Origin of the sequence: Oxalicibacterium solurbis (genome assembly GCF_014635845.1) — a bacterium.
Classification (GTDB): domain Bacteria; phylum Pseudomonadota; class Gammaproteobacteria; order Burkholderiales; family Burkholderiaceae_D; genus Oxalicibacterium; species Oxalicibacterium solurbis.
Map to the genome: position 1 here is coordinate 142943 of NZ_BMDP01000004.1, position 14126 is coordinate 157068.

Here is a 14126-nt window from a genome sequence, read left to right on the forward strand (position 1 = left end):
CTCAAAAACTTATTTTCATGACCTGGCTGTTTGCATCATTTTTCCCCCGGCGATTGGCGATGTCGTTGACGGTTGCGGCAGTCGCCCTGCCTGCGGTCGCGCAGACCACCGCGGAGCGCAAGGTATCGGACGACGAAGCGCCGACCAATGTCAGCGCCGAGCAGATGACGGGCCGGCCGGACCGCGAAGTCGTGCTGGAACGCGACGTCGAAATCACGCGCGGCGAGACGACGGTCAATTCCGACCATGCCACCTACTGGATCGAAGAGGATGAAGTCGAGGCGAGCGGCAATGTCCGCATGACGCGTTTCGGCGATCGCTATACTGGCGACAAGATGCGCCTGAAGATGGATACGGGGGAAGGGTACGTCGAGAATCCCACGTATCACATGAAGGCAAACAATGCGCACGGCACGGCCGACCGCCTTGATTTCGAATCGCAGGAGCGGGCCCACGTTTCCAGCGCGACCTACAGCACCTGCGAAGGCCCGGATCCGGACTGGTACCTGAAATCCAGCACGATGACTTTCGACAAGGGACTGGATACCGGTACGGCGAGCGGGGCCGTCATCTACTTCAAGGATGTGCCTATCATCGGCACGCCGTACATTTCCTTCCCATTGTCCGACGCGCGCAAGTCGGGGTTCCTGCCGCCCAGTATCGGCACATCGAGTCGCGGCGGCCTGGAAATCATGACGCCGTATTACTTCAATATCGCTCCCAATCGCGATTTCACGTTGTCGCCGCGTTACATTGCACGCCGCGGCCTGATGATCGGCGGTGAGGCGCGTTACCTGGACTACGATTATTCGGGCGAGACCAAATTCGAATACCTGGGCGACGATCGCGAGACGCATACCAATCGCTACTCGATTTCGTCGCAGCATCGTCAGCGATTGACGCCGCAGGCATCGTTCGCCTGGAATTTGAACGGTGCTTCGGATGATAACTATCCGAGCGATTTCTCGCAAAACCTGGCGACCAGTACTGAACGCCTGCTGTTGCGGGACTTGAACTTCACTTACAAGGGCAGTTTCTGGGCCGCTACTGCGCGCGCGTCGAACTATCAGGTGCTGCAGGATCCGGATGCGCCGATTACTCGTCCTTACGACCGTTTGCCGCAACTGACCTGGCGCGGCCAGCAATATGACGTCGGCGGCTTCGACTGGTCCACGACAGTGCAGGCGACCAGCTTCTGGCATCCCGATTATGTGCGTGGCGACCGTTTCGTCGTGAATCCGTCGATTTCCTATCCGATTGTGCGGCCCAGTTATTTCATCACGCCGAAAGTGTCGCTGACCGCCACCAGTTATAACCTGCAGAATACGGAAGCGCAGTTCAACAATGGATTGACTTACGATTCCAGTCCCGGCTATGCACTGCCGACCTTCTCTCTGGACAGCGGTCTGATTTTCGAGCGTGATACGAGCCTGTTCGGCAGCAACATGACGCAGACGCTGGAGCCGCGACTGTTCTATGTGAAGACGCCATACCGCGACCAGAGCCGTACGCCGATCTTTGATACCGGCGAAGCAGATTTGAGCTTCGCGCAGATATTCAGCGAAAACCGTTTCGTCGGCTACGATCGCATCAGTGATGCGGATCAATTGACGGCAGCGCTGGTGACGCGTTATCTCGAACCGAACGGCGCGGAACGCATGCGGCTGGCAATAGGCCAGCGCTTCTATTTCGAAGATCAGCGCGTGACGCTGCCGAATCAGGTCCCGAACAACGATACCAAATCCGATCTGCTGGCTTCCGCCGCAATCCGGTTTTCCGAAAAGTTGAGTACCGAAGCAACGATCCAGTACAGTGCGACGCAGAAGGACGTGACGCGCGCCAATTACACGGTGAGTTGGCGGCCGGAGCCGAAGAAGGTGCTGAATCTCAGCTATCGTATCGACGTGCCGAACGAACTGCGGCAGATCGATGTCTCAGGACAGTGGCCGATCGCCGATCGCTGGTATGGCGTGGCGCGCGTCAATTATTCGCTGGACAACAACTATGCGGAGCGCAACGCGGTACCGTTGAATGTACCGCCCGCCAATGGTCTGTCCGAAGGGCTGCTGGGCCTCGAATACAAGGCCGACTGCTGGATTTTCCGCATCGTTGCGCAACGTATTCCGACATCGACCGGCGAATCCAATTCCAGCCTCTTCTTCCAGCTGGAACTGAGCGGCCTGGCCAAACTGGGTTCCGACCCGTTGTCGGCGCTGCGCACCAGCATTCCAGGCTATCAGCCTATCAGCAACCAATCCAATACCAACCATTCCGGTATGTAAAACCATGCGTACTTTCGATCCGATGACCCGTATTCAGAATTACCTGTCGTGCAGTTGCCAGTTGCTGGCGGCGGCGATACTGGCGTGCTGCCTGCCGCTGCTGGCCCATGCACAGGATGCCGGCAAGCCGGCCGCACGGCAGCAGCCAAGACTGTCGGATTCGATCCTGGTCGTCGTCAACAGCGATGTCATCACGCGGCAGGAATTTTTGCGGCGCCTGAAAGTGATCGAGGACAGGTTGAAGAGCCAGGGCGGACAGATGCCGCCGCCGGAACAATTGCATCGGCAACTGCTGGAGCGGATGATCCTCGAGCGTGCGCAACTGCAGCGGGCGAAGGAGCGCGGCATCAAGATCGACGACGCGATGCTGGATCGTGCCGTGGCGCGCATCGCCGACCAGAACAGGATGACGATGACGGAATTTCGTCAGCGCCTGGAACAGGACGGCATGCAGTACTCGGCCTTTCGCGAAGACATTCGCAACGAAATGATGATGCAGCGCCTGCGCGAGGTCGAAGTCGACAACAAGATCCAGGTATCGGATGCAGAAATTGATGCCTATCTGGCAGCGCACAGTGCCACCACGTCGGCACCGCAGGAACTGGACATCGCGCAAATCCTGATTCGCGTGCCGGAGAACGCGACCATAGAACAACAGGCAGCCAGCAAGAAGCGCGTCGATGAAGTGCTCGCGCAACTGAATGCCGGCACCGACTTCAGCAATCTGGCGGCAGCCTATTCGGATGCGCCAGATGGCGCGACCGGCGGCGATCTGGGATGGCGTTCGGAAGACCGCCTGCCGCAATTGTTCGTCGATGCGGTGAAGAATGTGCAGCAAGGACAGGTCGCACCGGTCGTCAAGAGCGGCAACGGCTTCCACATTCTGAAACTGGTCGGCCGCCGTACGGCAAGCGTGTTGCGCGGCGGCCAGGACGATCCTGCCGCGGCACCAGTCAGCGTGCAGCAGACGCATGCCGCGCATATCCTGATCAAGGTCAACCAGGTGGTTTCCGCATCCGACGCGCAGCGCAAGCTGCTGGATATCAAGCAGCGCATCGAGAATCATGCGGCCACCTTCGAGGAAATGGCGCGCCTGTATTCCAATGATGCTTCCGCTGCAAAGGGCGGTGATCTCGGCTGGATTTATCCGGGCGACACCGTGCCGGAATTCGAGCGCGCGATGGATGCCTTACCGATCGGCCAGCTTAGCGATCCGATCGAATCGCCGTTCGGTTATCACCTGATCCTGGTCAAGGAGCGCAAGATCGATGACGTGTCGCAGGAGCGCAAGCGCGCTGCCGCACGCCAGGCTATCCGTGCGCAAAAGCTGGAAGGTGCCGTGCAGGACTGGCTGCGCCAGGTGCGCGATGAAGCCTATGTCGAGTATCGTCTGAACGATCAGTAATCAGGCTGCGGTCGGACAGGCGACGTACAGTGTCGAAACGGGAGGTGTCATGAGCAAGCGACCGACGATTGCCATCACCTGCGGTGAGCCGGCCGGTATCGGGCCGGAAATCTCGATTCGCGCAGCATGGGAATTGCGATGCGATATCCGCAGCGTGCTGATCGGCGATGCAGCCTTCCTCTCGATACTGGCCGCCGAAATCAGTCCGGCGATCCAGTTGTCCGCGATATCGCTGCAAGCCGTGGAGAACGGTGGCCTGCCTGATTTTCCGCGAGACCGTATCGTCGTCATTGATTGTCCGTTGCATGCACCTGTCGTTGCCGGTCGTCTGGATGCCAGAAACGGCCGTGCCGTATTGCAGACGCTGGACGTGGCAATCGCAGGCGCGCTGCAGCACCGCTTCGATGCCATCGTTACCGCGCCGCTGCAGAAGAGCACGATCAACGATGCCGGCGTGCCTTTCACCGGCCATACGGAATATCTGGCGGAAAAGACGGCAACGCCGCAGGTCGTGATGATGCTGGCGACGAATGCGACACCGCAGCCTTTGCGCGTCGCGCTGGCGACCACGCATCTGGCACTGAAGGATGTCGCCGCAGCGATTACCACCGATGGCCTCGTCGAGATTTTTTCCATCGTGCATGCCGACTTGCAGAAGAAGTTCGGCATTGCCAATCCGCGCATCCTGGTCACCGGGCTGAATCCGCATGCAGGCGAGGGCGGCTATCTGGGACGTGAGGAAATCGACATCATCCAGCCGGCCTTGCAAAAGGCGCAGGACAAGGGAATCGATGCATGCGGCCCCTATCCGGCCGATACGTTGTTTCAGCAGCGCCACTTGAAGGATGCCGATTGCGTGCTGGCGATGTATCACGACCAAGGGTTGCCGGTGCTGAAGTACGCCAGCTTCGGCCTGGGCGTCAATATCACGCTGGGCTTGCCGATCATTCGTACCTCGGTCGACCATGGCACGGCGCTCGATCTGGCAGCTGCCGGCTTGGGGCAGGCCGATCATGGCAGCATGCTGGAAGCCATGCGCGTCGCGGCGGCTATGGCTGCGGCTTCCTGTGCCTCGGCATAGTCATCACTCGCATTCATTCTTGTTTTCATGAAACATATTCCCCGCAAGCGTTTTGGCCAGAACTTCCTGACCGACGATGCCGTCCTGCATGACATCATTCGCACCATCGATCCGCAATCGGACGATACGATGGTCGAGATCGGCCCCGGCTTGGCAGCGATGACGCGTCTATTGGTCAATGAAGTCGCGCAATTGCATGTGGTGGAACTGGATCGCGATCTTGTCGCGCGGCTGCAGAAAACCTTCGATCCGAAGAAGCTGATCGTGCATTCGGCCGATGCGCTGCAATTCGACTTTGCATCGATTCCGGTGCCGGCAGAGCGCAAGCTGCGCGTAGTCGGCAATTTGCCGTACAACATTTCCAGCCCGCTGCTGTTCCATCTGACACAGATCGCGCCGCAAGTGCAGGATCAGCATTTCATGCTGCAGAAGGAAGTGGTCGAGCGCATGGTGGCAGAACCGGGCAGCAAGACATACGGCCGCCTGTCGGTGATGCTGCAGTGGCGTTATCACATGGAATTGATGTTCGTGGTGCCGCCGACGGCTTTCGATCCGCCGCCGCAGGTCGATTCCGCCATCGTGCGCATGATTCCGCTGGCGCAGCCGTTGCCTTGCGATGCGCAGAAGCTGGAGCGCGTCGTGCAGCAGGCCTTCTCGCAGCGGCGCAAGGTAATCCGCAACTGCCTGTCCGGCATGTTCGACGAGAACGCGCTGATCGACGCCGGCATCGATCCGCAACTGCGCCCGGAAGCGATTGCACTCGAGCATTACGTGGCGCTGGCGAATCGCCTCTGACGGCCGCTCCGGCAGCAAATGCCGGAACGGCATAAAATTCGAGTCTTCGGATTTTTAACGGGGACTCCCATGCGTCTACTTCACACCATGCTGCGCGTCGGCAATCTGGATCGTTCGATCGACTTCTACACCAAGGTGCTCGGCATGAAGCTGCTGCGCAAGACCGAAAATCCGGAATACAAGTACACGCTGGCCTTCGTCGGCTACGGCAACAATCCGGATCACGCGGAAATCGAACTGACGTACAACTGGGGCGTCGACAACTACGAAATGGGGTCGGCCTACGGTCACATGGCGATCGGCGTGCCGGATGCCTACAAGGCATGCGAAGAGGTTAGAAAGGCCGGCGGCAAGGTTACGCGCGAAGCCGGGCCGGTCAAGGGCGGCACGACTGTCATTGCTTTCGTCGAAGACCCGGACGGTTACAAGGTCGAATTCATCGAGCGCAAGGACGAAAAGAATTTCGTCAGCCTGTAAGCAGAAAGCTGCGACAGATAAAGAGATACAGGTCGACAAGAAAAAACGCGCCGAAGGGCGCGTTTTTCATTGGCATGGCGGAATGCGTCAAAAGATCGGCAGTGTCTCCGGCGCGTGATCGCGCAGCGCTTTCTTCGCTGCCTCGAATTCCGGAAAGATCGATTGCACGGTTGCCCAGAAGCGCGGGCTGTGGTTCATCTCGCGCAGATGCGCCAGTTCGTGCGCAATCACGTAGTCGATCAGCGGCAGCGCGAAATGCACGAGACGCCAGTTCAGGCGGATGCGGCCGTCTGCCGTGCACGAACCCCATTGCGTGGTGGCGGAAGACAGCGCGAACGATTGGTAGGCGACGCCCAGTTTCTCTGCATAGATCGGCAGCCGTTCGCCGAAGATGCGTTTGGCTTCCAGTTGCAACCAGCCTTGCACGCGGTCTTTCAGTTGCTGCTCGCCGGCATCGGCCGGCAGGCAGATCGTCAATTCCTTCGTTGCTGCATTGAACAGCACGCCGGCCGATTGCGTCGCGCGAATGCGTAGCGTGATGTCGTCACCCAGATACGGCAGCTTGCCGCCGTCGCGCCATTCCATCTGCGGCTGCAGACGGCGCGCCGAGCGTTCGCGGCGTTCGTTCAGCTTGGCGAAGATCCAGCGCTTTTTTTCGTGGATCGCATTCTCGATTTCGGTCAGCGTGACCCATTTCGGTGCCGTAATGCGCAAACCGTCGTCGTCGATCATGAAGCCGATCGACCGGCGCTTGGAGCGGACGAGCGCGTAATCCAGCGCGTGTTCGCCGATCTGCATGCGGCGCTTGCCGTGCGGTACGGGGCGCGGCGGTTCCGTTATGGAAAGCGGTGCCGCAGGCGTCGGTCGGAACAGGCCTTCCGGCTCCTGCACCGGCGCCGGCTGATCGATACGCGGCTGTGCGGAAACGTCGGGCGAAAAGAAATCGAGCTGTAGCGACAGCTGTTTCGGATCGGGCGAAGTGTGGCGCAGCAGCTTCAAGGATGAATGGACCGTATCAGCAGGTTTATTGTTCGGCAGGATAGGCGTGCGGAGAAATCACGCGCATTTCGGATTCTATCCAATTTTCGACCTGCTGCATGAGTTCGGCGGCATTGCGTCCTTCCGGCGAGATCGGCTTGCCGATCGATACAGTGATCAGTCCGGGCCGCTTGATGAAGGCGTTGCGCGGCCAGCATTCGCCGGCGTTCAATGCGATCGGCACCACAGGCGTGTTCGTTTCCACCGCCAGACGCGTGCCGCCCATCTTGTATTTACCCTGTTTGCCGACCGGGATGCGCGTGCCTTCCGGGAACATGATGATCCACTGACCATCCTGCAGACGTTGTGCGCCTTCGCGTGCGACCTGCGCGAATGCATCCTTGCCGTTCTTGCGATCGATCGGGATCATGCGTAGCAGTGCCAGCGCCCAGCCGAACAACGGAATGTAGATCAGCGAACGCTTCAATACGAAAATCAGCGGGCGCGGCATCTTCCACAGCAGGAAGATCGTTTCCCATGCCGATTGATGCTTGGATAGCAGGATGACAGGACTGTCCGGCAGATTTTCCCAACCCTTGATCTGGTAACGGATGCCGCACAACACCCTGGCCAGTTCGATGATGAACAGATTCCAGCGCGACGTCACGTAATAACGTGTGCGATAGGGGAACGGGGCGAAGACAAAGCAGACGAGCGCCCAGATCGGCGTCACGATCAGCATGATCAGTGCGAACAGCAGCGAACGTAAAAACAGCAGGGTGTTGGACATCGGGTCTCCACAGGCAAAGCGCCGGTTGGCGTTCGCGGATTATTTTTTCAGACGGCCGGCTTCAGCAGATGGTCGACGACGGCGGCGAGATTCGGATAAGTTGCGGTGCTCGGTGGCAGACCGCCTTTTTCGCTGGTCTGCTCGCCCTTGCCGGTCAATACCAGATACGGTTTGCAGCCGACGATGTAGCCTGCCTGCAGATCGCGCAACGAATCGCCGACGGTCGGCACGCCTTTCAGGCTGACGTCGAAGCGTTTGCCGACGGCTTCCAGCATGCCGGCCTTGGGCTTGCGACAATCGCAATTGTCGTCGGCAGCATGCGGGCAGAAGAAGATGGCATCGATATCGGCGCCGACCGCCTGTGCTGCCGTGTGCATCTTCTGATGGATAGCGTTCAGCGTCATCATGGTGAATTTGCCGCGCGCGACGCCGGACTGGTTCGTACAAACCACAACGCGATAGTCGGCCTGATTCAAACGCGCAATCGCTTCCAGCGAACCGGGAATCGGAATCCACTCGTCGGGCGATTTGATGAAATCGTCCGAGTCGTGATTGATGACGCCGTCGCGGTCGAGGATGATCAGTTTCATCGGACGCTTTTCGGAAGAAGTCTGCATGACGATCGCGTTTCGTGAGTTGATGATCAGGAAGCCAGTCGCGAAATATCGGCGACGCGGTTCATCGCCGCATGCAGCGTCGCTAGCAGGCCGAGACGGTTGTTGCGCAGCGCGGTATCGTCAGCGTTGACCATCACGCCGTCGAAGAAAGCGTCGACCGGCGTTTTCAGCGCGGCCAGTGCTTGCAGCGAAGCCGTGTAGTCGCCACGGTCGAAGGCGGCGTCGGCTTGTGGCTTTACCGTTGACAGCGTGTTGTTGAGTGCGGCTTCCGCGTCTTCCTTCAGCAGCGATGTGTCGACCTTCGCGGCGACTTCGCCTTCGACCTTTTTCAGGATGTTGGCGACGCGCTTGTTGGCGGCAGCGAGGCTTTCGGCTTCAGGCAATGCAGCGAAGGCGCGCACGGCGGCAAGGCGCTCGGCGACGTCGGCCAGGCGTTGCGGACGCAAGGCCAGCACGGCATCGATTTCCTGCGCGCTGTAGCCCTGTTCGCGCAAGGTGTTGGCAAGGCGATCGAAAATGAAATTCAGCAATGCATCGCGATGTTCGGCCGTGATCTTGCCGAACGGCTGTTCCGCTGCGGCGATCAGTTCATCGATGCCGATCGCGAGCTTGCCTTCGACCAGCATGCGGATCACGCCCAGCGCGTGACGGCGCAATGCAAACGGGTCCTTGTCGCCGGTCGGCACCTGGCCGATGCTGAACAGACCGACCAGGGTTTCCAGCTTGTCGGCCAGCGCGACGACGGTGCCGACCGCATTGCGCGGCAATTCGTCGCCGGCAAAGCGCGGTTTGTAGTGATCCTCGATTGCATCGGCGACATCGGCCGGCAGGCCGTCGTGCAATGCGTAGTAGCGGCCCATGATGCCCTGCAGTTCCGGGAACTCGCCGACCATGTCGGTCAGCAGATCGGCCTTGGCCAGTTGTGCGGCGCTGTCGACTTGTTTCGCATCGACGCCGAGCTTGGCGGCAATCGCCTTTGCGATTGCGCGCACGCGTTCGATACGCTCGCCTTGCGTGCCCAGCTTGTTGTGATAAACGACCTTGGCCAGGCCTTCGACACGCGATTCCAGTTTTTTCTTGCGATCCTGGTCGAAGAAGAATTTCGCATCGGCCAGACGCGGGCGCACGACGCGCTCGTTGCCGCCGATGACGGCGCTGGCATCGGCCGGCCTAATGTTGGAAACGATCAGGAACTTGTTCGTCAGCTTGCCGTCTGCATCCAGCAGCGGGAAGTATTTCTGGTTCGCCTTCATCGTCAGGATCAGGCATTCCTGCGGTACGTCGAGGAATGTTTCCTCGAACTGGCCGATCACGACGTTCGGACGTTCGACCAGGCCCGTCACTTCATCGAGCAGCGCTTCGTCGTCGATCGGTTTCAGATTGTCGCCGGCATTGGCAGCGGCTTCCTGCAACTGGCGCACGATCTCGGCGCGGCGCTCGGCAAAGCCGGCGATGACCGCGCCTTCCTTCACCAGCTGTTCGGCGTAGGTATCGGCATGGCGGATGAAGACCGGATCGAGACCGGCTTCGAAGCGATGGCCGTGCGTCGTGGTGCCGGCTTTCAGGCCGAGTACGGAAACCGGGATGATGTCATTGCCGTACAGCGCGATGAGGCCGTGCGCGGGGCGCACGAAGTTGACGGTGTCCCAGCCGTCGGCCAGTTGATATGTCATGACCTTCGGAATCGGCAGTTTGACGAGCGTGTCTTCCAGCGCTTTCTGCAAGCCTTCTGCCAGCGTTGCACCTTGCACCACGCTGTGGAAGAACAGTGCTTCGGCCTTGCCGTCGGATTCGCGTTTCAGGTTGGCGACTGCCGATTCGTCGGCGCCCAGCGCATTCAATTTCTTCAGCAATGCGGGCGTGGCCTTGCCGTTTGCATCCAGACCGACCGACACCGGCATCAGCTTTTGCGATACCTGTTTGTCATCGGCCTGATCGGCGACGTTCGTGATGTGCACACCGAGGCGGCGCGGTGAGGCGAACGGCGTCAGCATGCTGTCCTTTTCCAGCAGGCCTTGCGATTGCAGCGTTGCGTACAGCGTTTGCGCAAATGCATCGCCGATTTTCTTCAATGCCTTTGGCGGCAGTTCCTCGACGAACAGTTCGACGAGGAGATTTCGTGTATCCATGCTCATGCCGCTTCCTTCTCGATCTGGGCCAGCACTTCAGCGGCATGTTCTGGTGTCGCCATCGGGAAGCCGAGGCGGGCGCGGCTGTCGAGATAGCTGCGTGCGACACTGCGCGCGAGGTTGCGGATGCGGCCGATGTAGGCAGCACGTTCGGTCACCGAGATTGCGCCGCGCGCGTCCAGCAGGTTGAACGTGTGCGCTGCTTTCAGCACTTGCTCATAGGCAGGCAATGCCAGCTTGTTTTCCATCAGGTGCAGTGCCTGCTTCTCGTGCGCACCGAATGCGGTGAACAGGAAATCGGCGTCGCTGTGTTCGAAGTTGTAGGTCGATTGCTCGATCTCGTTCTGCTTGTAGACGTCGCCGTAGGTCAGTTTCTTGCCGTCCTTGCCCTCGGTCCAAGTCAAGTCGTAGACGTTGTCCACGCCCTGCAGATACATTGCGAGACGTTCGAGGCCGTAGGTGATCTCGCCGGTGGTCGGCTTGCAGTTGATGCCGCCGACCTGCTGGAAATAGGTGAACTGCGTGACTTCCATGCCGTTCAGCCAGACTTCCCAGCCGAGGCCCCAGGCGCCCAGCGTCGGGTTTTCCCAGTCGTCCTCGACGAAGCGGATGTCGTTCTGCTTCAGATCGAAGCCCAGCGCTTCCAGTGAGCCCAGATACAGTTCAAGAATGTTTTCTGGTGCTGGCTTTAACACTACCTGGAACTGGTAGTAATGCTGCAGGCGGTTCGGGTTTTCGCCGTAGCGGCCGTCCTTCGGGCGGCGGCTCGGTTGCACGTAGGCGGCTTTCCACGGTTCCGGGCCGATGGCGCGCAGAAAGGTGGCGGTGTGCGAGGTGCCGGCGCCGACTTCCATGTCGTACGGCTGCAGCAGCGCGCAACCCTGCGCATCCCAGTACTGCTGGAGCGTCAGGATGATTTGTTGAAATGTGAGCATCTTTTCTGGATGGTTGGCGCCCGTGGGACGGACGCGAGGGGAATTTGCCGAAACCCTGAATTTTAACGGGTTTTCCCCGCTATTAGTGGGGTTTGGCGGGTCAGGAGCCGCGGCGGCGCGTCGCCAGCCAGGCCATGCCCAGCATGGACACTGCGAGCAGGACGATCAGGGCGTTGCCGGCCACGACATATGGCGTGATGCCGCGATAACCCTGTACCGATGCCGTCAGCACGCCGCGTGTGAAGGGCGGCAGTTCGGCGGTGACGCTGCCGTCGGGAGCGATGACGGCGGTTGCGCCGGTGTTGGTTGCGCGCAGCATCGGGCGGCCGGTTTCGATCGCGCGCATCTGCGAGATTTGCAGATGCTGCGGCAGCGCAATCGAATCGCCGAACCAGGCGATGTTGGAAACGTTCAGCAGGATGCTCGGTACCGGGCTTGCCTCGGCCCGTGCGGTGCGCAGCTGGCTGGCGATTTCACCGCCGAACAGATCCTCGTAGCAGATGTTCGGCAGCACGCGCTGGTCGCGCACGATGAAGGGAACCGGTGTGGCATCGCCGGGGGTGAAGCTGCCGAGCGGGATGCGCATCATGTCGACAAACCACTGGAAGCCGAACGGGATGAATTCGCCGAACGGCACCAGGTGGTGCTTGTCGTAGCGGTACAGCGCAGGCGCGGCGCGGCTGGCCGGCGCCGGCGAAATGCCGATCACGCTGTTCGCATATTGTTGCGGGCCGTCGCTGACCGGGATGCCGATCGCCAGATGGCTGTTGGTCGCCGTGGCGAAATCGGACAGGCGCGGCAGATAGTCCTGCGGCAACTGGTGCAACAGCAGCGGCAGCGCGGTTTCCGGCGTGGCGATCAGATCGGCGGGTGCGGCGCGGATCATGTCTTCGTACAGGACCAGCGTGTCGTCCAGCTTTTCAGCATCGAATTTCATTTCCTGCGGGACGTTGCCTTGCAGCAGGCGTACCGAGATCGGCTGGCCGTTTGGTACCGTCCAGGAAACCTGATGCAGGCCGAAGCCGGCGACCAGCACGGCGAGCATCAGCAGCAATCCGGATTTTTCCCGAAACGGCAGAAGCAGGCAGCCGGCCAGCAATGCCACCAGCCAGCCGATGCCGTAGACGCCGAGCAGCGGGGCGAAGCCGGCCAGCGGGGCGTTCGCATGCGCATAGCCAGAAACAGTCCACGGGAAACCGCTGAAAATCCAGCCGCGCAGCCATTCGGTCAGTGCCCATGCGGCCGGCAGCACCAGTAGCAGCGTGACGGACTCCCGCGCGCGCAGGCGGCGAGCGAACCATGTGGCAAAACCGCAGGCGATGCCGCTGAAGACGCCGAGTACTGCTGCCAGCAGCGCAACAGCCAGCGCTGCCATTGGCGCTGCCATGCCGCCGTAATCGTGCATGCTGATGTACAGCCAGTAGATGCAGCAGACCAGCCAGCCGAAACCGAAGGCCCAGCCGATCAGCAATGCGCGCTTGACCGATGGCGCCTGCAGCGTCAGCCGGAACAGCAGCGCGAGCGTGAAAATTTGCAGCCACCACCAGCCGAATGGCGCGAAGGAAAAAACGTTGATTGCGCCGGCGATCAATGCCAGGAGCAACGTCTGGCGCGGCGACGGCTGGAAGGAAATCGGGAATGTCATGCGCGATGTCGCAATGAGGAAGCAGGGCGCATGCGTTGCGCCGACGGATCAGTCTTCAATTACTTCCTCATCGGCGGCCGGCGGCGTCAGCCTTTCGACCATCACCATCAGGATATGACGGGCGTCGGCGCGCAGGATGGTGAAACGCAGGTGGTCTTGCAAATGCGCGATTTCCAGGATCTCGCCTTTTTGCGGCACGCGCGCCAGATGGTCGATGATGAAGCCGCCTATCGTGTCGACGTCGGGATTGGCGAGCGCGGTGCCGAGTTCTTCGTTGAATTCGTCGATTTCGGTTTGTGCGAGAACCCGCCAGCGCGGACCGTCCTTGCCCTCGCGCACGGCGATGATATTGTCTTCCTCGTCGTCGAAATCGTATTCGTCCTCGATATCGCCGACGATCTGTTCCAGCACGTCCTCGATTGTGATCAGGCCGGCCACGCCGCCGTATTCGTCGACGACGATCGCCATGTGGTTGTGCTTGGAGCGAAATTCGGCCAGCAGCACGTTCAGCCGTTTCGATTCCGGGATGAAGACCGCCTTGCGCAGCTTTGCGCGCACGTCGAACGATTCTTCCGCGTAGTAGCGCAGCAGATCCTTCGCCATCAGGATGCCGACCACTTGGTCGCGTTCTCCTTCGACGGCTGGAAAGCGCGAGTGGGCGGTTTCCAGCACCATCGGCAGCCATTCGGCGATCGGTTGCGTGATGTCGATGACATCCATCCGGCTGCGCGGCACCATGATGTCGCGCGCGGTCAGTTCGGAAACCTGAAAGACGCCCTCGATCATCGACAGCGCATCGGCGTCGATCAGATTGCGTTCGTGGGCATCGTGCAGCGTCGCGAGCAGTTCGTCGCGGCTGTCCGGTCCGGGGGCGATCAGGGCTGTCAGGCGTTCGAGCAGCGAGCGGTGCGGTTTGGCCTCACCGGATTTGCCGTTCGAGGGGGGACTGTCTTGCATGGGCGGAGCGCCGTTGCGGTTGTTTCTGGGCTGTC

The 14126-nt window shown here is 60.3% G+C and carries 12 protein-coding genes; 5 read left to right on the forward strand and 7 right to left on the reverse strand.

Translation table 11 applies throughout. The features are described 5' to 3' along the window. The first annotated feature begins 59 nt into the window (after window positions 1–59). From IEV40_RS13585 to gloA, 5 genes are all read left to right on the forward strand, one after another. A complete protein-coding gene (locus IEV40_RS13585) occupies window positions 60–2282 on the forward strand; it encodes an LPS-assembly protein LptD (RefSeq protein ID WP_229724139.1) in 2223 nt (740 codons plus the stop codon). A 4-nt stretch (window positions 2283–2286) separates the two neighbouring features. Next, entirely contained in the window at window positions 2287–3687 is a 1401-nt protein-coding gene (locus IEV40_RS13590; RefSeq protein ID WP_188422620.1) for a peptidylprolyl isomerase, read from the forward strand. Between the two features lie 49 nt (window positions 3688–3736). Further along, the gene (gene pdxA / locus IEV40_RS13595; protein ID WP_188422621.1) at window positions 3737–4768 is read left to right on the forward strand and encodes a 4-hydroxythreonine-4-phosphate dehydrogenase PdxA; all 1032 of its coding nucleotides are present in this window, start codon (window positions 3737–3739) and stop codon (window positions 4766–4768) included. A 27-nt stretch (window positions 4769–4795) separates the two neighbouring features. After that, window positions 4796–5563, forward strand: a complete 768-nt coding sequence (gene rsmA / locus IEV40_RS13600; RefSeq protein ID WP_188422622.1) for a 16S rRNA (adenine(1518)-N(6)/adenine(1519)-N(6))-dimethyltransferase RsmA — start codon at window positions 4796–4798, stop codon at window positions 5561–5563. 69 nt (window positions 5564–5632) lie between these two features. After that, window positions 5633–6040 carry a lactoylglutathione lyase gene (gene gloA, locus IEV40_RS13605; RefSeq protein ID WP_188422623.1) on the forward strand — a complete coding sequence of 136 codons (408 nt, stop codon included), beginning with the start codon at window positions 5633–5635 and terminating at the stop codon, window positions 6038–6040. Between the two features lie 87 nt (window positions 6041–6127). On the opposite strand, the gene IEV40_RS13610 is transcribed toward gloA, so the two are convergent. From IEV40_RS13610 to IEV40_RS13640, 7 genes are all read right to left on the reverse strand, one after another. Next, complete coding sequence (locus IEV40_RS13610) at window positions 6128–7039, reverse strand: M48 family metallopeptidase (RefSeq protein WP_188422624.1); 912 nt, start codon at window positions 7037–7039, stop codon at window positions 6128–6130. A 25-nt stretch (window positions 7040–7064) separates the two neighbouring features. Further along, the gene (locus IEV40_RS13615; RefSeq protein ID WP_188422625.1) at window positions 7065–7808 is read right to left on the reverse strand and encodes a lysophospholipid acyltransferase family protein; all 744 of its coding nucleotides are present in this window, start codon (window positions 7806–7808) and stop codon (window positions 7065–7067) included. 47 nt (window positions 7809–7855) lie between these two features. After that, on the reverse strand, window positions 7856–8398 hold the full coding sequence (gmhB, locus tag IEV40_RS13620; protein WP_188422753.1) for a D-glycero-beta-D-manno-heptose 1,7-bisphosphate 7-phosphatase: 543 nt from the start codon (window positions 8396–8398) through the stop codon (window positions 7856–7858). Between the two features lie 53 nt (window positions 8399–8451). Beyond that, window positions 8452–10554, reverse strand: a complete 2103-nt coding sequence (gene glyS / locus IEV40_RS13625) for a glycine--tRNA ligase subunit beta (RefSeq protein ID WP_188422626.1) — start codon at window positions 10552–10554, stop codon at window positions 8452–8454. A 2-nt stretch (window positions 10555–10556) separates the two neighbouring features. After that, window positions 10557–11489 carry a glycine--tRNA ligase subunit alpha gene (glyQ, locus tag IEV40_RS13630; RefSeq protein WP_188422627.1) on the reverse strand — a complete coding sequence of 311 codons (933 nt, stop codon included), beginning with the start codon at window positions 11487–11489 and terminating at the stop codon, window positions 10557–10559. Between the two features lie 100 nt (window positions 11490–11589). Beyond that, window positions 11590–13134 carry an apolipoprotein N-acyltransferase gene (lnt, locus tag IEV40_RS13635; RefSeq protein WP_188422628.1) on the reverse strand — a complete coding sequence of 515 codons (1545 nt, stop codon included), beginning with the start codon at window positions 13132–13134 and terminating at the stop codon, window positions 11590–11592. A 48-nt stretch (window positions 13135–13182) separates the two neighbouring features. Then, complete coding sequence (locus IEV40_RS13640; RefSeq protein WP_188422629.1) at window positions 13183–14091, reverse strand: CorC family transporter; 909 nt, start codon at window positions 14089–14091, stop codon at window positions 13183–13185. Window positions 14092–14126 lie beyond the last annotated feature (35 nt).

Excerpts from the sequence above, each read along its gene's own strand:
- glyS (WP_188422626.1), bottom strand. The coding sequence starts at position 10,554 with ATGGATACACGAAATCTCCTCGTCGAACTGTTCGTCGAGGAACTGCCG.
- gloA (WP_188422623.1), top strand. The coding sequence starts at position 5,633 with ATGCGTCTACTTCACACCATGCTGCGCGTCGGCAATCTGGATCGTTCG.
- pdxA (WP_188422621.1), top strand. The coding sequence starts at position 3,737 with ATGAGCAAGCGACCGACGATTGCCATCACCTGCGGTGAGCCGGCCGGT.
- rsmA (WP_188422622.1), top strand. The coding sequence starts at position 4,796 with ATGAAACATATTCCCCGCAAGCGTTTTGGCCAGAACTTCCTGACCGAC.
- lnt (WP_188422628.1), bottom strand. The coding sequence starts at position 13,134 with ATGACATTCCCGATTTCCTTCCAGCCGTCGCCGCGCCAGACGTTGCTC.
- IEV40_RS13640 (WP_188422629.1), bottom strand. The coding sequence starts at position 14,091 with ATGCAAGACAGTCCCCCCTCGAACGGCAAATCCGGTGAGGCCAAACCG.
- IEV40_RS13585 (WP_229724139.1), top strand. The coding sequence starts at position 60 with ATGTCGTTGACGGTTGCGGCAGTCGCCCTGCCTGCGGTCGCGCAGACC.
- IEV40_RS13615 (WP_188422625.1), bottom strand. The coding sequence starts at position 7,808 with ATGTCCAACACCCTGCTGTTTTTACGTTCGCTGCTGTTCGCACTGATC.
- gmhB (WP_188422753.1), bottom strand. The coding sequence starts at position 8,398 with ATGAAACTGATCATCCTCGACCGCGACGGCGTCATCAATCACGACTCG.
- glyQ (WP_188422627.1), bottom strand. The coding sequence starts at position 11,489 with ATGCTCACATTTCAACAAATCATCCTGACGCTCCAGCAGTACTGGGAT.
- IEV40_RS13590 (WP_188422620.1), top strand. The coding sequence starts at position 2,287 with ATGCGTACTTTCGATCCGATGACCCGTATTCAGAATTACCTGTCGTGC.